General features: G+C 72.6%; 14 protein-coding genes. 1 reads left to right on the top strand and 13 read right to left on the bottom strand.

Annotation, left to right across the window (positions count from 1 at the left end; translation table 11 throughout):
• Positions 1 to 65: 65 nt before the first annotated feature.
• The 6 genes from cobC to cobM are packed head-to-tail and all read right to left on the bottom strand — an operon-like array spanning position 66 to position 6,488.
• Complete coding sequence (gene cobC, locus ACZ4WS_RS28350) at positions 66 to 1,148, bottom strand: Rv2231c family pyridoxal phosphate-dependent protein CobC (protein WP_467984695.1); 1,083 nt, start codon at positions 1,146 to 1,148, stop codon at positions 66 to 68.
• Entirely contained in the window at positions 1,138 to 2,082 is a 945-nt protein-coding gene (locus ACZ4WS_RS28345; RefSeq protein ID WP_467984693.1) for a sirohydrochlorin chelatase, read from the bottom strand. The genes cobC and ACZ4WS_RS28345 overlap by 11 nt, the downstream gene beginning before the upstream one ends.
• Positions 2,079 to 2,708, bottom strand: coding sequence for a precorrin-8X methylmutase (locus ACZ4WS_RS28340; RefSeq protein WP_467984691.1), 630 nt, complete (start codon positions 2,706 to 2,708; stop codon positions 2,079 to 2,081). Before ACZ4WS_RS28340 ends, ACZ4WS_RS28345 begins: the two co-directional genes overlap by 4 nt.
• Positions 2,705 to 4,411, bottom strand: coding sequence for a precorrin-3B C(17)-methyltransferase (gene cobJ, locus ACZ4WS_RS28335; RefSeq protein ID WP_467984689.1), 1,707 nt, complete (start codon positions 4,409 to 4,411; stop codon positions 2,705 to 2,707). Before cobJ ends, ACZ4WS_RS28340 begins: the two co-directional genes overlap by 4 nt.
• On the bottom strand, positions 4,408 to 5,667 hold the full coding sequence (gene cbiE, locus ACZ4WS_RS28330; RefSeq protein ID WP_467984687.1) for a precorrin-6y C5,15-methyltransferase (decarboxylating) subunit CbiE: 1,260 nt from the start codon (positions 5,665 to 5,667) through the stop codon (positions 4,408 to 4,410). Before cbiE ends, cobJ begins: the two co-directional genes overlap by 4 nt.
• Entirely contained in the window at positions 5,664 to 6,488 is an 825-nt protein-coding gene (cobM, locus tag ACZ4WS_RS28325; protein ID WP_467984685.1) for a precorrin-4 C(11)-methyltransferase, read from the bottom strand. Before cobM ends, cbiE begins: the two co-directional genes overlap by 4 nt.
• 103 nt (positions 6,489 to 6,591) lie before the next feature.
• Between cobM and ACZ4WS_RS28320 the strand changes: the two genes are divergently transcribed.
• Positions 6,592 to 7,323, top strand: a complete 732-nt coding sequence (locus tag ACZ4WS_RS28320) for a ZIP family metal transporter (protein ID WP_467984683.1) — start codon at positions 6,592 to 6,594, stop codon at positions 7,321 to 7,323.
• A gap of 17 nt (positions 7,324 to 7,340) precedes the next feature.
• Here ACZ4WS_RS28320 and cobI read toward each other — a convergent pair whose 3' ends face one another.
• The 7 genes from cobI to ACZ4WS_RS28285 are packed head-to-tail and all read right to left on the bottom strand — an operon-like array spanning position 7,341 to position 18,349.
• Positions 7,341 to 8,072, bottom strand: a complete 732-nt coding sequence (gene cobI, locus ACZ4WS_RS28315; protein WP_467984680.1) for a precorrin-2 C(20)-methyltransferase — start codon at positions 8,070 to 8,072, stop codon at positions 7,341 to 7,343.
• Entirely contained in the window at positions 8,069 to 9,619 is a 1,551-nt protein-coding gene (locus ACZ4WS_RS28310; RefSeq protein ID WP_467984678.1) for a cobyrinate a,c-diamide synthase, read from the bottom strand. The genes cobI and ACZ4WS_RS28310 overlap by 4 nt, the downstream gene beginning before the upstream one ends.
• 7 nt (positions 9,620 to 9,626) lie before the next feature.
• Positions 9,627 to 10,226, bottom strand: coding sequence for a cob(I)yrinic acid a,c-diamide adenosyltransferase (gene cobO / locus ACZ4WS_RS28305; RefSeq protein ID WP_467984677.1), 600 nt, complete (start codon positions 10,224 to 10,226; stop codon positions 9,627 to 9,629).
• Positions 10,226 to 12,232 carry a putative cobaltochelatase gene (locus ACZ4WS_RS28300; protein WP_467984675.1) on the bottom strand — a complete coding sequence of 669 codons (2,007 nt, stop codon included), beginning with the start codon at positions 12,230 to 12,232 and terminating at the stop codon, positions 10,226 to 10,228. Before ACZ4WS_RS28300 ends, cobO begins: the two co-directional genes overlap by 1 nt.
• Complete coding sequence (gene cobN, locus ACZ4WS_RS28295; protein WP_467984674.1) at positions 12,229 to 15,882, bottom strand: cobaltochelatase subunit CobN; 3,654 nt, start codon at positions 15,880 to 15,882, stop codon at positions 12,229 to 12,231. Before cobN ends, ACZ4WS_RS28300 begins: the two co-directional genes overlap by 4 nt.
• The gene (locus ACZ4WS_RS28290; RefSeq protein WP_467984672.1) at positions 15,879 to 17,411 is read right to left on the bottom strand and encodes a cobyric acid synthase; all 1,533 of its coding nucleotides are present in this window, start codon (positions 17,409 to 17,411) and stop codon (positions 15,879 to 15,881) included. The genes cobN and ACZ4WS_RS28290 overlap by 4 nt, the downstream gene beginning before the upstream one ends.
• Positions 17,408 to 18,349 carry a cobalamin biosynthesis protein gene (locus tag ACZ4WS_RS28285; protein ID WP_467984670.1) on the bottom strand — a complete coding sequence of 314 codons (942 nt, stop codon included), beginning with the start codon at positions 18,347 to 18,349 and terminating at the stop codon, positions 17,408 to 17,410. Before ACZ4WS_RS28285 ends, ACZ4WS_RS28290 begins: the two co-directional genes overlap by 4 nt.
• Positions 18,350 to 18,459: the final 110 nt, after the last annotated feature.

Here is an 18,459-nt window from a genome sequence, read left to right as displayed (position 1 = left end):
ACGGGGGTCTGGGGGCGGAGCCCCCGGGGACGGGAAGGGTGGGGGCGGAGGGGGCGAAAAACCCCTCACCGCCCCACCACCGTCACCGCCCGATCCAGAGCCTGCAGGAAACGGTTGACGGTGGCCCGGTCCCGTACCGCCAACCGCAGCCACTCCTCGTCGAGCCCGGGGAACGTGTCCCCGCGCCGCACGGCGAAGCCGAGATCGCGAAGGTGGCGGCGTACGGCGGCGGCACGGGGGAGACGGACCAGCACGAAGGGACCCTCCGCGGGCTCCACGACCCGCAGCCCGTCGGAGGCGAACTCCGCCAGCCCCGCCACGAGATGGGCCCGGTCCGCGGCGACGCGGTGGGCCGCGTGGGCGGCCTCCGCGAGGGCCTGGGAGGACACGCAGGCCTCGGCCGCGGCGAGGGCGGGCGTGGAGACGGGCCACAGAGGCTGCGCCCGCGAAAGGGCGGCGATCGTCTCGGGCTCGGCCAGGACGTACCCGATCCGCAGCCCCGCCAGCCCCCACGTCTTCGTGAGGCTGCGCAGCACGACCAGGCCCGGCACACCCGTCCGCCCGGCAAGAGCTTCCCGCTCACCCGGCACGGCGTCCATGAACGCCTCGTCGACGACCAACGTCCGCCCGGGCCGGGCGAGTTCGGCGATCGACTCGGCCGGATGCAGCACCGACGTCGGGTTGGTCGGATTGCCGATCACGACCAGGTCGGCGTCCTCGGGGACGGCCGCCGGATCGAGCCGGAAACCGTCCTCCTCCCGCAGCAGGACACGGCCGACGGTGTGACCGGCGTCCCGAAGCGCCGCCTCGGGCTCGGTGAACTGCGGGTGCACGACGACGGGTTGACGCACCTTCAGGGCGCGCGCGAGCAGCACGAACGCCTCGGCCGCGCCCGCCGTGAGCAGCACCCGCTCCACGGGCAGCCCGTGCCGCGCCGCCACCGCGGCCCGCGCGGCCCGCGCGTCCGGGTAGGCCGCGAGCCCGGTCAGCGACGCGGCGATCCGCTCGCGCAGCCACGCCGGAGGCGTGTCCGCGCGGACGTTCACGGCGAGATCGGTGAGCACGGAGCCGTCGTCACGCACCTCGGCGTCCCCGTGGTGCCGCAGATCGTGCGCGTCACCGCCCTCGCGCGTGTCCTCAGTGCGCATGGGAGTGGGAGGGCGCATGACCACCGTGGTGGTGCCCGTGGTGTCCGTCGTGGTGGTGACCGTCGTCGTCCGGGTGGAAGTGCGGCTGCTGGGGCAGCCCCACCTTGTCCTCGAAGCCCGGCAGCGCGATGCGGTAGACGCAGGAGTCGCAGTTCATCCGCAGGTCGCCCTTGACCGCCTCCCGGTAGCGCTCCATGACCAGGTCGAGCAACTCCGGCTCCGGGCCGATGACATCGGCGGAGCGCACCTCGACCTCCGGGTGCGCGGCGGCCCAGCCCTCGGTCTGCTGCCGCACCCGGTCCGGGAGGATCCCGGTGAAGAGGAAGTAGGGGAGGACGACGACGCGGCGCGCGCCCAGCTTCACGCAGCGGTCGAGCCCGGACGGTACGTCGGGAGCGGCCAGCGACACGAAGGCGGTCTCCACGCCCGCGTAACCCCGGCCCTCCCACAGCAGTCGCGCCGCCTTCAGCACCTCGGCGTTGGCATCCGGGTCGGTGGACCCGCGCCCGACGAGCAGCACGGTCACATCGGCCCGGTCCTCCGGCGTACGGGCCGTGCCGCCGAGCGCCTCGTCGAGCCGTCGCTCCAGGACGGCCAGCAGCGACGGATGCGGGCCCAGCGGACGCCCGTACGTGTAGGAGATCCCGGGGTGCCGCTCCTTCTCGCGGGCCAGCGCCGCCGGGATGTCCCCCTTGGCGTGCCCGGCGGACACCAGCATCAGCGGTACGGCGGCGAAACGTCGTACCCCCTGCTCGACCAGCTCGGTCACGGCGTCGCCCAGCGGCGGCGGCGACAGCTCGATGAAACCGCCCGTGACGGGCAGTTCGGGGTGACGGCGCCCCAACTCCCGTACGAAGTCGCGGAAGGCCTCGGCTCCGGCCTCGTCCCGGGTGCCGTGTCCGGCGATGAGCAGGGCGGGGGCAGGGGTGGTCACGATTTCTCCTTAGCGGCCTGTGCGGTCTTGGCGGCCTGTGAAACGGGGTGGTACAGCAGGGCGTTGAGCGCGGCGGCGGCGACCGCCGAGCCGCCCTTCTCGGACACGTTGCTGACAGCGGGCAGCCCGCTCTCGCGCAACGCCGCCTTGGACTCGGCCGCCCCGACGAAACCGACGGGCAGACCGATGACGAGCGCCGGATCGGCGTCCAGGGTCAGCAGCTCCTCCAGGGCGGTCGGCGCACAGCCGATCACCCACAGCGCGCCGGGCCCGACATCCTCGTACGCGAGCCGGATCGCGTGTGCCGAACGGGTCAGACCGGGGCCCGACTCGGCGTCCTTGAGGCGGCAGACGGTGTCGCGGCGCGTGATGCCCGCCGCGACCATCTCCACGTCCACCACGACGGGCGCCCCGGCGTGCAGCGCGGCATGGGCCCGCTCCAGGGCGCGCTCGTCGGTGACGAGGTCCGTCGCGTAGTCGAGGTCGGCCGCGGAGTGGATGACCCGCTCCACGACCGCGCGCGTCAGTGGCGCGAAGTGCGAGGTGTCCAGGCGGGCGCGCAGCCGCCGGAAGGACTCCTGCTCGATGGGGTGCACGACCCGGGTCTCCGGGAACACCTGGCTCACTTGGGCTCCTCCTGCCAGCGGTAGCCGCGCGGCGTCACCATGCGGCCGGCGATCTCACGGGTCGCCGTGTTGCCCACGGTCACGACGGTCATCATGTCCACCGTCGCCGGATCGAGTCCCGCGAGTGTGCTGAGACGGCTGGATTCGTCCGCCCGCGATGCGTTCCGTACGACACCCACGGGCGTCGTCGGCTCCCGGTGCTCCGCGAGGATCGCGAGCGCCTTGGGAAGCTGCCAGTCCCGGCCCCGGCTGCGCGGGTTGTAGAACGTCACGACGATGTCGGCCTCGGCCGCCGCCCGTACCCGCCGCTCGATGACCTCCCACGGGGTGTGCAGGTCGGAGAGGCTGATCGACACGTGGTCGTGCCCGAGGGGCGCGCCCAGGATCGCACCGGCCGCGAGCGCGGCCGTCACGCCCGGCACACCGACCACGTCGATGTCGTCGGACGCCTCGGCCAGCGCGGGCGACGCCATCGCGTACACCCCCGCGTCCCCGCTCCCGATCAGCGCGACGGCCTGCCCCCGCCGGGCCTGAGCCACCGCCGTACGCGCCCGCTCCTCCTCGGCACCGAGCCCCGACTCCAGGATCCGGGTGCCGGGGCGCAGCAGATCGCGGATCTGGTCGACGTACTGGTCGAGCCCGACGAGCACGGACGCCCGCCGCAACTCCGCCTTCGCACGGGGCGTCAGCAGATCACGGGCGCCGGGCCCGAGGCCCACGACCGCGAGCCGTCCGCGCGCCACCCTGCGCACCACCGCACAGGTCGCCATCGCGGGCTGCCCGTCCGCGCGCGCCGACTTCCGCTTGGGGACCAGGAGTTCACCGCCGCCCACGAGCGCCGCGGCCTCCGCCACGGACGGCGTCCCGACAGCGGCGAGCGGCGCGTCCGAGGGGTTCGGCACGTCCACCTCCGCCAACTCCTCGGCGGTGTACGTCACCACGGGCACCCCGAGCCGCCCGGCCGCCCCGACGATGCCGGGCTCATCGGCCTTGGCGTCGACGGTGGCGAGCTCGGCGACGGACTTCGGTGACAGCCCGGCGTCCCGGAGGGCCTCTTCGACGAGCCCGAGGACCTCGTCGACAGGCGCGTCCTTGGAGGCGCCGACACCGACGACGAGGGAGGGCGGGCGGAGGACCACTTCTTGGTCCGCGGATTCAAGGATGCGGTCGGAAATGCGAAGGATGGCGGTGCCTTGCTGTGCCGGGCTCCCCACATTCGAAGGCAGCGCGGGCAGAGGCCAGCTCAACTCCGCCTCCAGCGCGACGGGTTCCCCGTCCAGCATGGCCCGAGAAACCCCCGCCACATCCCCCTCCACAGGGAACCCGAGCGTATCCAGCCCCGGCACCCCGACGGAGTCGGTCGCGGTCGTCACGACGGGCTCGGCCCCGAGCAACTCGCCCACTTCCCGGGCGAGTTCATTGGCTCCTCCCCCGTGCCCCCCGACGAGGGACACGGCAAAGCGCCCCGCCTCGTCGACACACACGACCCCGGGGTCGGAGACCTTGTCGGAAAGCAGCGGCGCCACAAGACGCACCACCGCTCCCGTGGCGAGGAAGCACACCAGCTGGTCGCACTCCGCGAACGCGGCCCGCACGGCATCCCCGACGGACCCGTCGTACACACGCGCACGGGTGGGCCAAGCCGCGGCCAGCCGGTCACGGGCAGCCGCGCCCGCCGCCGTGGCGGAAATCAGGCCGATCACTGGGGGACTCCTTCGGTACGGGCCGGAGGACGGACGCCCCACAGCAGAAAAACGGGATTGGTGGCCGCGAGCCGGGTGACGTCACCCGGCAGCGGCGCGAGCCGGGAGGACTGCAACAGCACGCCGTCGCAGTCGAACCCGGCCCCGGTGAGCGCGCTTCGGGCAGCGGGAACCCGGTCGAGCGCGGCCATGGCGATGACGACCGCGCGCCGGGCCCGCCGCGCGCAGGTCGTGACGATGGCGGGCAGTTCGCGCCCGCCGCCGCCGATGAAGACCGCGTCCGGATCGTCCAGGTCGGACAGCACGGTGGGCGCGGCCCCGTGCACGACCTGTACGTCCACGCCGTGCGCCGCGGCGTTGGCGCGGATCCGCTCGACCCCGTCCCGCGTCTTCTCGATCGCGGTGACGGCGGCGCCGAACCGCGCGCACTCGACGGCGACGGACCCGGAGCCCGCGCCCACGTCCCAGATCAGCTCGCCGAGGCGCGGCCCGATCCGGGCCAGCGCGAGCGCCCGTACCTCGAACTTGCTGATCATCGAGTCGCGGTGGGTGAACTCGCTCTCGTCCAGGGCCCATCGGCCGGGCCCGGACGGCGGCCCGGCGACGGTTCGTACGGGCGCGAGGGCACGCGACTCGTCCAGACAGAGGACGACGCTCACCGCCGTACCCCAGTCACGGGCCGCGGCCTCGGCGGGCGTGACCCGCTCCACACGCTCGTGCTCGGGGTCGCCCAGGGCGCTCGCCACGACGAGGACCCGCTCGCCGGTGCGGTACGCGAGGGCGGCGCCCAGCTCGGCGGGCCCGGAGCCGGGGCCGGTCAGCACGGCCACCTTCGGGTGGGACCGGCAGACCTGGACAGCCGTGCGCAGATCACGCCCATGCGCGCTCACCACCACCGCGTCGTCCCAGGGCAGCCCCAGCCGCGCGAAGGCGGTGGCCACGGACGAGACACCGGGACGGACATCCAGCCTCTCCGGTCCGAACCGCTCGGCCAGCGCCCGCACGATCCCGAAGAACCCGGGGTCTCCGGAGGCGAGAACCACCACCCGGCCCTGCTTCTCCCCTTTTTTCAGGTATTGCTCGATCGAGTCCAGGGCGGGAGCCAGCGGCCCGAGCACGATCCGCTCCACCGCGTCCGGCAGCCGCGCGGCCGCCAGATGGCGCCGGGCACCCACGACGAGCCCGGCCTCGGCAAGAGCGGACGTGGCATCCGCGGGCAGCGGCGCCCCCGTCCCCGTACCGACGACCGTGATCACGACGGACTGCCCTTCCGCGCCGCACGCAGCTCCGCGCGCGCCTGCGGGTCGGCCTTGCGGAACCCGTGGAAGTGACCGGGGTGGTAGAGGTGCGAGCGCGTGCCGCTCGCGTCGAGCGCCGGGCCGACGAGGAAGAGGGTGTGCTTCCAGAGCTTGTGCTCCTTGACCGTCTCCTCGAGCGTCTCGATCGTGCACTTCACGACCAGCTCCTCCGGCCAGGTCACCTGGTAGGCGACCACGACCGGCGTGGACGTCGGATAGCCGCCCTCCAGCAGCTCCCGTACGAGCTGCCCGCTGCGGGCGGCCGACAGGAACAGCGCCATCGTCGTCCCGTGCCGGGCGAACTCGCGCACCTCCTCCCCGGGCGGCATCGGCGTCTTGCCGCCGCCGAGCCGGGTGAGGATCACGGACTGCGCGACCTCGGGAATCGTCAGCTCGCGCTGCGCGAGCGCGGCCACGGCGGAGAAGGAGGAGACACCCGGGATGATCTCGGTCTCGACCCCGATGTCCGTGCACCGGTCGAGCTGCTCCTGCGTACCGCCCCACAGTGCCGGGTCGCCGGAGTGGATCCGGGCCACCTTCAGCCCTTCCTCCGCGGCCCGCTCGTACACGGCGACGACGTCCTCAAGGGACATCGTGGCGGAATCCAGGATCTCCGCGCCCTCGCGCGCGTGGTCGAGGACCTCGGCCTGCACCAGGCTGGCCGCCCAGATCACGACGTCGGCCTCGGCGATGGCGCGCGCGGCGCGGAACGTCAGCAGGTCGGCGGCGCCGGGGCCTGCACCGACGAAGGTCACCTTGCCGGTGGGGGCATCGGCCATGGGAATCGGTCCTCTCCTACAAAAAATGCGAGTGCTACGAAAAGTCGGGGGTACGGGGCCGTCGGACGTGCGCGAACGGGGGCTGATCGGATAGCAAGGGCGTATGGCGGTCCTCGTCGCGCTCGGCGCGTTCCTGATGACGCTGGCCGGCGGCTGGACGGCACAGCGAGTCACCGACCGCCGCCATCTGGTCCTCGGCCTTGCGGGTGGCCTGATGCTGGGCGTGGTGGGCCTGGATCTGCTGCCGGAGGCACTGAGAGCGGCGGGCGACGAGGTCTTCGGCGTACCGGCCGCGCTGCTGCTGTTCGTCGTCGGCTTCCTGCTGGCCCATCTGGTGGAACGCCTGCTGGTCGCGCGCCAGGCCGCGCACGGCGGCGAGGAGAACAACGGAGGACGCGCGCCCGAGGTGGGCCTGACGGCGGCCGCCGCGATGGTCGGGCACAGTGCGATGGACGGCGTCGCGATCGGCGCCGCCTTCCAGGTGGGCGGCGGTATGGGCCTGGCGGTCGCCCTCGCGGTGATCGCCCACGACTTCGCGGACGGCTTCAACACCTACACGATCACGAGCCTGTACGGGAACGCCCGGCGCAAGGCGATCATGATGCTCGTCGCGGACGCCGCGGCCCCCGTGGTCGGTGCGGCCTCCACCCTCTTCTTCACCATCCCGGAGCAACCGCTCGGCTGCTATCTCGGCCTCTTCGGCGGCGTACTCCTGTACCTCGCCGCCGCCGAGATCCTCCCCGAGGCGCACCACGTGCACCCCGCCCGCTCGACCCTGCTGTGCACGGTCGCGGGCGTGGGCTTCATCTGGCTGGTGGTCGGCCTCGCGGCCTGATCCGTCTCCTGGACCGCTCACAGTTTCCCGCCGCGTCCGCCGTCGCGCGGGGCGGGCGCGATGAGCGTGGAGAGGTAGGGGAGCGGCCCTTCGTCGAGCTCGGCCGCGGGCCGGATGGACTCGTCCTCGAGGCCGAGCGCGGACCCCCACACGGCGTTGTCGAGCCGCCCGGTCTCGCGCAGCGCCTCCGCGACCTCCCGCGCCTGCCGCCCGAACTTGTACGCGACGACCGTGCCGGGCCCGTTGAGAGCGTCCTTGAGCACAGCGGCGCCGGCGGTGACGGGCACGAGGGTCAGCGGCTCGGTGCCTTCGGTGAGAACAGCCCCGGACCGGGCGGCGAGATCCTGCATGGCGGTGATGCCGGGCACGGTCTCGATCACCGTGCCCGGGACGAGTTCGCCGATGGTCTGCGCGAGATAGGTGAACGTGGAGTACACATTGGGGTCGCCGATGGTGGCGAACGCGACGGTCGCGTGCGCCCGCAGCAGCCGGGCGACCCGCTGACCCGCCGCGTCCCAGGCGGCCTCGCGCCGCCCCCGGTCGGTCCGCTCGTTGAGCGCGAACACGACCCGTACGACCTTGTCCTCGGGCACGTAGTGCAGGACGGTCGCCTCGGCGCGCCCCCGCTCTCCGGTGTCCATCACGGGTACGACGACGACCTCGGCGGTCCGCAGAGCGTTGACGCCCTTGACGGTCACCAGCTCCGGGTCACCGGGCCCGACCCCGACTCCGATCAGCTTGCTGCTCATGACGTCAGGCACCTCTCTACAAACCGACGGGCCACACCGGGCTCGGACGCCCAGTGCGTGTGCAGATAACTCGCGTGCACACCTTGCTGTACGAAACCTTCGACCCGCCGCTCCGGGGCGCGCACACCCCACGCGGCAGCCGCCCCCGCGCCGGGCTCGACGACAGTCCGGTGGAACTCGTGCCCGCGCATCCGTGTACCGGCGGCGGCCAGCACACTGTCGGACACGGCGACGGCGTCCCGATAGCCCAGCGTGAGCCGCTCGCTCATCCGGGCCGTGGCGTCGAGCACCCCGCACATGGGCTGCCCGTCGAGCTCGCGGGAGAGATAGAGCAGCCCGGCGCACTCGGCGGCGACGGGCGCGCCACTCGACGCCAGCTCGGCAACGGCCTTCCTGAGCGGCTCATTGGCCGACAGCTCGGGCGCGTACACCTCCGGGAACCCACCACCGATGACCAACCCACCCGTTCCTTCGGGCAGTTGCTCGTCCCGGAGGGGGTCGAAGGCGACAACTTCGGCTCCGGCGGCGGCAAGCAGTTCGGCATGCTCGGCGTAGGAGAAGGTGAAGGCGGCTCCGCCCGCGATGGCAACGCGGGGGACTTTCAGCCCGTCGTGGGGGTCCCCCCGCTCATGGGGGTCCCCCCGCTCGAGCGAAGTCGAGAGTGGGGGAGAAGTCGAGAGTGGGGGAGTTCGAGGACGAGGCCGTTCAGGCCGATACAGGGGTCTGGGGGCGGAGCCCCCGGGTTCGGGAATGGGAAGGGGCGGCGGGGGCGCTGCATCCATCAGCGGTTCCGCCGCGGGCCGCACCACCTCACCCGCATCCCAAGCCGCACCCGACAACGAAGGCGCACTGCGCGCCAGCGCGAGCAGAGCATCCAGATCGCACCCACCCCGCACATGCGAGGCCATGGCGGCAACCGCGTCGACGGCGTCGGCCCCCCGCTCGGCAACGGGCACCAGCCCGAGATGCCGAGACGGCGTCCCCATCTGCGAGGCGCGCCGCAAGGCGCCGAGCACCGGCACCCCGGACTCGTCCAGCGCCTCCCGAAGCAACTCCTCATGCCGATCGGACGCGACCTTGTTGAGGATCACCCCGGCAACCCGCACCTCGGGATCCCACGAGGCAAACCCATGCACCAGCGCGGCGACGGACCGCGACTGCGACGACGCGTCCACCACCAGCACCACAGGCGCCCGGAGCAGCTTCGCGACATGGGCGGTGGAGGCCAGCTCCCCCTGCCCCGCGGCCCCGTCGTACAGCCCCATCACGCCCTCGACGACCGCGAGATCGCAGCCTTGCGCCCCATGCGCGAACAGCGGCGCGATCAGCTCCGCCCCGCACAGATAGGCGTCGAGATTCCGCCCCACCCGCCCGGTGGCGAGCGCGTGGTACCCGGGGTCGATGTAGTCGGGCCCCACCTTGTGCGGGGACACGGCAAGCCCCCGCGAGGCGAAGGCCGCCATCAGTCCCGTGGCAACGGTGGTCTTGCCGCTGCCCGAAGAGGGCGCGGCAATGACCAGCCGGGGGACGGACGTCGAGGACATCATGACGGCATCACCACTCGATGCCCCTCTGGCCCTTCTGGCCGGCGTCCATCGGGTGCTTGACCTTGGACATGTCCGTCACGAGATCGGCGAACTCGACCAGCTTCTCCGGGGCGTTACGACCGGTGATCACGACATGCTGAGTCCCCGGCCGGTCCCGCAGCACGGCCACGACCTCATCGACATCCACCCATCCCCAGTGCATGGGGTAGGCGAACTCGTCGAGGACATACAGCTGGTACGTCTCGGCGGCGAGGTCCCGCTTGACCTGCTCCCACCCCTCGCGGGCCTTCTCCTCGTTGTCCATCTGGGAGTCGCGCTGGACCCAGGACCAGCCCTCGCCCATCTTGTGCCAGTCGACGGAGCCGCCCTCACCGCTGGCGCCCAGTACCCGCAGCGCGTTCTCCTCGCCGACCTTCCACTTCGCCGACTTGACGAACTGGAACACCCCGATGGGCCACCCCTGATTCCAGGCACGCAGGGCCAGCCCGAAAGCGGCCGTGGACTTGCCCTTCCCGACCCCCGTGTGCACCACGACCAGGGGACGATTGCGTCGCTGACGCGTCGTCAGACCGTCGTCCGGCACGACACTCGGCTGTCCCTGAGGCATTACGCGGCCCTCCTGTTGTTGCCCTGTACGTCCCTGACCAGCCCGGCGATGGAATCGGCCCGCAACTCGTCCAGCGTCACCGCGGTACCGCCCAGCTCACCCGCGAGCTGCCCCGCGAGCCCGAGCCGTACCGGCCCCGCCTCGCAGTCGACGACCACGGACGCGACCCCGTCGGCCGCGAACAGCCGCGCCGCACGCCCGGCCAGCGCGACGGGCTCCGGCCCGCCGGTGGCCCGTCCGTCCGTCACGACCACGACCAGCGGCCGCCGCGCCGCGTCCCGCAGCCGCTCGACCCGCAGCACCTCGTGCGCGCGCAGCAGCCCGGTCGCGAGCGGCGTCCGCCCACCCGTGGGCAGCGACTCCAGCCGCGCGGCGGCCGCGTCCACCGACGAAGTCGGCGGCAGCGCCACCTCGGCCGCGGACCCGCGGAAGGTCACGAGCCCCACCTTGTCCCGCCGCTGATACGCGTCGAGCAGCAGCGACAGCACCGCACCCTTCACGGCGCTCATCCGCTGCCGCGCCGCCATCGACCCGGAGGCGTCCACGACGAAGAGCACGAGGTTGCCCTCACGCCCCTCCCGGGTGGCCTGCCGCAGATCGTCCCGCCGTACGACGAGACCGCGCCCCGACCGCCCGCGCGCCCGCTGATGCGGCGCCGCCGCCTGCACGGTCGCCGCCAAGTGCAGCTTGGTGAGCGTCCCTCGGGGCCGTCGCGATCCGGTCGTCCGCCCGTGCTCGGTCCGCGCCCGCGAACGCCGGCCGGCGGCACCCTCCCCGAGCCCGGGCACGCTCAGCACCTTCGTGCGAAAGGGTTCGGCGGCCCGTACGGGAGACTGCTCGCCGCCGCCCTGCGCGGCAGGCGCCTGTCCGTCCTCCGAGGGCTCGCCCTGGGCCGGGACGTCACCGGCGGGGGAGTCGCCCTCCGGCCCGTCCTGCGGCGGCTGCCCGCCCCCACCGGGCCCGTCCGGATCCGGATCGTCGTCGTTCTCGTCCTGCCCGCCGAACTCCTCCAGCGTCTCGTCGAGCTTGTCCTCGTCGAGACCGGGAGCGTCGAAGGGATTGCGCCGCCTGCGGTGCGGCAGCGCGAGCAGCGCCGCCTGTCGCACATCCTCTGCGAGCACCTCGGTCCGCCCCGCCCATGCGGCGAGCGCGGTCGCGGTCCGGGCCATGACGATGTCGGCCCGCATCCCGTCCACCTCGAAGGCCGCACAGGTCGCCGCGATCTGCCGCAGCGCCGGGTCCCCGAGCCGCACCGACGGCAACAGCTCCCGAGCCGCCACGATCCGGGCCCGTACGGCGGACTCCTCGTCGGCCCAGCGTGCGGCGAAGCCCTCCGGATCGTCGTCGTACGCCAGCCTGCGCCGGACGACCTCGACCCGCTGATCGGGCTCCCGCGAGGCCGCGACCTCGACGGTCAGCCCGAACCGGTCCAGCAACTGCGGCCGCAGCTCGCCCTCTTCGGGGTTCATGGTCCCGACCAGCAGGAAGCGCGCGGCATGCCGTACGGAGACGCCCTCGCGCTCGACGTACGAGGCACCCATCGCGGCCGCGTCCAGCAGCAGGTCGACCAGGTGGTCGTGGAGAAGGTTGACCTCGTCGACGTACAGGATTCCGCGGTGCGCGTCGGCCAGCAGCCCCGGCTCGAAGGCCTTCACGCCCTCCGCGAGGGCCCGCTCGATGTCGAGGGCGCCGACGAGCCGGTCCTCGGAGGCGCCGACGGGCAGCTCGACCATGCGCGCGGGTCGCCGCACGCCCGGCCCGACCTCGTGCGGTCCGTCCGGGCACGCCGGATCGGGCGACCCGGGCGCACACGAGAAGCGGCACCCGGCGACGACGTCCACCTCCGGGATGAGGGCCGAAAGGGCGCGTACGGCAGTGGACTTGGCCGTGCCCTTCTCGCCGCGCACCAGCACGCCGCCGACGGCGGGCGACACGGCGTTCAGCAGCAGCGCGAGCCGCAGGTCGTCCTGGCCGACCACGGCCGTGAACGGAAACGGGGTACTCACTGGTCGTCGCCCTCCAAGTCGCCTTCGAGCTCCAGATAGGTGGCGCGCAGCCGCTCCAGCGTGTCCGCGTCCGGCTCGGCCCACAGCCCGCGGTCGGCGGCTTCGAGGAGTCGTTCCGTGATGCCACGCAGCGCCCACGGGTTGGACTTCTTCATGAAGTCCCGGTTCTCCGCGTCGAAGACGTACTCGGCGCTGAGCTTCTCGTACATCCAGTCGTCCACGACCCCGGCCGTGGCGTCGTACCCGAAGAGGTAGTCGACGGTCGCCGCCATCTCGAAGGCGCCCTTGTAGCCGTGCCGCCGCATCGCCGCCATCCAGCGCGGGTTGACGACCCGGGCGCGGAACACGCGGTGCGTCTCCTCGCCGAGGGTGCGGGTCTTCACCTGGTCGGGTACGGCCGAGTCACCGACGTACGCTTCCGGGCTCGCCCCGGTCAGATGCCTGACCATCGCGACCATGCCGCCGTGGTACTGGAAGTAGTCGTCCGCGTCGACGAGGTCGTGCTCGCGGGTGTCGACGTTCTTCGCGGCGACGGCGATGCGCTTGAACGCGGTCTCCATGTCGCCGCGCGCCGCCCGCCCGTCGAGCCCGCGCCCGTAGGCGTAGCCGCCCCACACCGCGTACACCTCGGCGAGGTCGGCGTCGGAGCGCCAGTTGCGCGCGTCGATGAGCGGCAGCAGACCGGCGCCGTACGCGCCCGGCTTGGAGCCGAAGATACGGGCCGTGGCGCGCCGCCGGTCGCCGTGCTCGGCGGTGTCCTCGTCGGCGTGCTTGCGGACGTAGTTCTGGTCGGCGGGCTCGTCCAGCTCGGCCACCGCCCGCACCGCGTCGTCGATGAGACCCACGACGTGTGGGAACGCGTCCCGGAAGAAGCCGGAGATACGGACCGTCACATCGATGCGGGGGCGCCCGAGTTCGGCCGGTGGCACGATCTCGAAGCCGTTCACCCGGCGCGACGCGTCGTCCCACACCGGGCGGCAGCCGAGCAGCGCGAGGATCTCCGCGATGTCGTCGCCCTGGGTGCGCATGGCGGAGGTGCCCCAGACGGTGAGGCCGACGGACGTCGGGTACTCGCCGGTGTCCTGGAGGTAGCGCTGGACGAGGGAGTCCGCGAGGGACTGCCCGACTTCCCAACTGAGCCTGGAGGGGATCGCCTTGGGGTCGACGGAGTAGAAGTTACGGCCGGTCGGCAGGACGTTGACGAGCCCACGGGTCGGCGATCCGGACGGGCCCGCCGGGACGTAACCGCCGTCGAGAGCCTTGAGGATGTGGTCGATCTCGTCCGTCGTCCGGGCGAGGCGCGGCACGACCTCACGGCAGGCGAACTCCAACACCGCGACGGCATCGGGAAGTTCGGTGCCCAGCACCTCGCGTACGAGAGCGGGGACGGCGGCCGTCTCCCAGCCGCGCTCCTCCATGCCCTCCGCGACCCGGCGGCACAGCTGCTCAAGGAGGTCGATCGCGTCGGCCGCCGTACGGGCAGGACCCTCGACGAGGTCCGTCAGCTCGACCGGCACCTTCACGGGCGCACCCGGCTCGGCGAGCAACTCCTTCTCGACCAGCCCGAAATGGGCCGCCATCGAGGCCCGCAGACCCGGCAGGGCGTTCGCCTGGCCGCCCCACACCTGCGAGGCGCGCAGCACGGCCAGCACGAGGTTCACGCGCGGCTCGGCCTCCGGGCCGCCGCCGAGAATGTGCAGGCCGTCCCTGATCTGCACGTCCTTGATCTCGCAGAGATAGCCGTCGATGTGCATGACGAACTCGTCGAAGTCACCGTCGTCCGGCTGCTCGTCGACATGCAGGTCGTGGTGGAGTTCCGCCGCCTTGACGAGGGTCCAGATCTGGGCGCGGACCGCCGGGGCCTTCGTCGGGTCCAGGTCGGACACGAGGGCGTACTCGTCGAGAAGCTGCTCCAGCTTCGCCAGATCGCCGTAGGTGTCCGCGCGCGCCATCGGCGGCACGAGGTGGTCGACGACCGTGGCGTGACCGCGGCGCTTGGCCTGGGTGCCCTCACCGGGGTCGTTGACGATGAAGGGGTAGATGAGCGGGAGTTCGCCGAGGACGGCGTCGGGTGCGCAGCCGCCGCTGAGCCCGAGTCCCTTGCCCGGCAGCCATTCCATCGTGCCGTGCTTGCCCATGTGGACGATCGCGTCGGCGCCGAACGAATTGTCCAGCCACCTGTACGCCGCCATGTAGTGGTGCGACGGCGGCATGTCCGGGTCGTGGTAGATCGCGATCGGGTTCTCGCCGAAGCCGCGCGGCGGCTGGATCATCACGACGACGTTCCCGAACTGGAGCGAGGCCAGGACGATGTCGTCGCCGTCGACGTAGAGGGAGCCCGGCGGCTCGCCCCACGCCTCGAGCATGCCGTTGCGCAGCTCGGGGTCGAGCTCGTCGAACCAGGCCCGGTAGTCGGCGAGCGGCACGCGCGCGGGGGCGGCGGCGAGCTGCTCCTCGGTGAGCCATTCGACGTCGTGGCCACCGGCGTTGATGAGCCGGTGGATCAGCTCGTCGCCGTTGTCGGGGTGCCCCTCGACGACGTACCCGGCGTCCCGCAGCGCGTCGAGGACACGTACGGCCGAGGCGGGGGTGTCGAGGCCGACCGCGTTGCCGACCCGCGAGTGCTTGGTCGGATAGGCGGTGAAGACGAGCGCGAGCTTCTTGTCCTCGTTCGGCTTGTGCTTCAACCGGGCGTGGCGTACGGCGATTCCGGCGACGCGCGCGGCCCGCTCGGGGTCGGCGACGTACACCGGGACGTCGTCCGGACCCTGCTCCTTGAAGGAGAAGGGGACCGTGATGAGACGGCCGTCGAACTCCGGGATGGCTACCTGCATCGCCGCGTCCATGGGGGAGAGGGCGGCGTCCGACGCGTCCCAGGCATCCTTGGACGAGGTAAGGCAGAGCCCTTGCAGGACAGGGACGTCGAGGTCGGCGAGCGCGCCGATGTCCCAGGCCTCCTCGTCGCCGCCCGCGGACGCCTGCGAGGCGTGCGTGCCGCCCGCCGCGAGCACGGTGGCGACCAGCGCGTCGGCCTTCCCGAGGATCTCGTACAGACCCGCGTCCGCGCCGCGCAGCGAACCGCAGTACACGGCAAGGGCGTTGGCGTCCCGCGCCTCGATCGCGTCGCACAGCGTGTCCACGAAGGCCGTGTTGCCGGACAGCTCGTGGGCCCGGTAGAAGAGCACGCCGATGGTCGGGCGGCCCTCGACGAAGGCGCGCTCGCCGTGGACGCCGTACTCGGGCATCTTGTGCGGCTCGGTGAAGCCCTCACCGGTCAGCAGCACGGTGTCGGAGAGGAAGCGGGACAGCTCGGTCAGGTTCTCGGGGCCGCCCTCGACGAGATAGCGCAGCGCCTCCGCGACGACGCCCGCCGGAACCGACGACTCGGCCATCAACTCCGCGTCCGGGACGGTCTCGCCGCCCAGCAGCACGGTCGGGATGCCGGACGCCTTCAAGAAGGCGAGCCCGTCCTCCCAGGCCCGCTTGCCGCCCAGCAGCCGTACGACGGCGATGTCCGCGCCCTCGACGAGCGCGGGCAGCTCGGCAGCCACGTCCACCCGGGTCGGATTGCCGATCCGGTACGGGGCGCCGGAGGCACGGGCCGCCAGCAGATCCGTGTCGGCGGTCGACAACAACAACACTGTGCTCATGCGGGCGCTCCCGGTGGAATGAAAGGCAGTCCTGACGGCGCGCCCGACTCGATGAGCCGCCACAGCGCGTCCGTGTCCGCGTGTTCCTCGATCAGATCGCCGAGCCGGTCGAGCTGCTCCTCGCGCAGCGCCGCGAACGACGTGTCGGCGGCCGGCACGAAACGACGGCCCGCGGCGGCCGCCACCTCGCGCAGGAAGGCGCGCCGGAATCCGTCCGACTCCAGCGAGCCGTGCCAGTGCGTGCCCCAGACGGCGCCGACCCGGCAGCCGTCCAGGCTGTGTCCATTGTCATCAGAGATGAACGCGTCCCCGCCGGTGACTTCGGCGATGCCGTGGTGGATCTCGTACCCGTCGACGTGCTCGCCGAGGGCCTCTCCGACGGGCCGGGTGAGGGTCTTCTCGCGCGCGAACCGCACGCGCACGGGCAGCAGTCCGAGCCCGTCCACATGGCCTTGGCGGCTTTCCACCTCGTCCTCGATGTGTTCGCCGAGGATCTGGAAGCCGCCGCAGATGCCCAGGACGGGACGCCCTTCCGCGGCCCTTCTGGAGAGGGCGTCCGCAAGGCCGCGCTCGCGCAGCCACTGCAGCGCCTTCACCGTCCCCCGGGTCCCCGGTACCACGACGAGGTCGGCGTCGGCCAGCTCCTCGGCCCGGTCCACGAACCGCACGACGACACCCGGCTCGGCGGCCAGCGCGTCCACGTCCGTGAAGTTGGACATCAGCGGGATCGCGCAGACGGCGACGCGCAGCACGTCCTCGCCGACGGGGGCACTCACCGCGGACTCGCGGACCGTCCCGCGCAACGACACCCGCAGCCCGTCCTCCTCGTCGATGCCCAGGCCGTGCTGGAAGGGCAGGACGCCGTACGAGGAACGCCCGGTGAGGTCCCGGAGCATGTCGAGGCCCGGCTCCAGCAGCGAGACGTCGCCGCGGAACTTGTTGACCAGGAACCCGGCGACGAGTGCCTGATCCTCGCGGGACAGCAGCGCGACGGTCCCGAAGAACGAGGCGAAGACGCCGCCACGATCGATGTCACCGACGACGAGCACGGGAAGCCGGGCATTGCGGGCGATCCCCATGTTCACGATGTCGGTGCGGCGCAGGTTGATCTCGGCGGGACTGCCCGCCCCCTCACAGATCACCGCGTCATACGTGCCCCGCAACTCGGCCAGACAGTCCAAAACGGTCCCGAGGAGCTGCTCCTGCCGTCCTCCGTGATACCCGCGCGCCGAGAGCTCGCCCACCGGCTTGCCCATGAGCACCACCTGACTGCTGCGGTCGCTCCCCGGCTTCAGCAGCACGGGATTCATCAGCGCGGTGGGCTCCACGCGAGCCGCCTGCGCCTGCATGGCCTGCGCACGCCCGATCTCCGCGCCCTCGCGCGTCACGAACGAGTTCAGGGACATGTTCTGCGCCTTGAACGGCGCGACCTTGACGCCCTGCCGCACCAACCACCGGCAGATCCCGGCGGTCACGACGCTCTTGCCCGCGTCGGAGGTGGTACCGGCGATCAGCAGCCCGCCGCTCATGATGTGGCCCCCCTCGAAAGCAGCCGCCCGGCGGCACTCACGCCGAGCGCGAGCCAGCCCACGCGCCGCGACAGCCGTACGGCCCGCTCGATGTCGTGGACCGCGACGGCGCGGCCCTCCCCGTTCAGTACGGGCCGGTGCTCGACCCTTCCCCCGTACGAGAGGGTCCCGCCGAGCCGCACGCCGAGCGCGCCCGCGAACGAGGCCTCCACGGGCCCGGCGTTGGGACTCGGATGCCGGCCGGCGTCCGCGCGCCAGGCGCGCACGGCCCCGCGCGGATCGCTGCCCGCGACGGCGGCGAGCACGGCGGTCAGCCGGGCCCCCGGCCACCCCGCGACATCGTCGAGCCGCGCGGAAGCCCACCCGTATCGCCGGTACTTGGGCGACTTGTGCCCGACCATCGCGTCGAGCGTGTTCACCGCGCGGAACCCGACAAGACCGGGCACACCGCCCAGCGCCCCCCACACGAGGGCGCCCACCACGGCGTCGGACGTGTTCTCGGCAACGGACTCGACGACGGCCCGCGCGATGCCGTCGGAGTCCAGCGACTGGGGATCCCGCCCGCACAGATGGGGCAGCCGCTCCCGGGCCACCTCGACATCGCCGACCGTGAGCGCCTCGCCGATCGCCCGTGCCTCGCGCCCGAGGGAGGTCCCCCCGACGACGGCCCAAGTGGCGGCGGCGGTCAGCGCGATGGAGGCGGTACGGGAGGCGCGTACGGAATGGCTCGCGAGCGCCGCGAGCCCGGCGGCACCGCCCACGCACACGGCGGTGTGCAGAGCGCCCCACCCGCGGTGGTCCCGCCACAACACCCGCTCCACGGCTCCCGCTGCCCGCCCGAACGCGGCGACCGGATGTCCCCGGCGCGGGTCGCCGAGCAGCAGGTCACCGAGAAGGCCGGCGGCGGCGCCGTACGCGAAGACGCGATCGGCACGCACCGGTTCAGCCGACCGTCAGGTCGGGTACAACCGTCGTTCGCGTCATTCGCTTCGTGGGCAAAGCACTTGGGCAGCCGCGCATGGCGATATGTCCTCACTCAGGGTGTCCA

The sequence above is a fragment of the Streptomyces sp. NPDC029292 genome, from assembly GCF_055569295.1.
The sequence above is the reverse complement of the archived record's forward strand: the minus strand, read 5'-3'. Positions and strand labels throughout refer to the sequence as shown.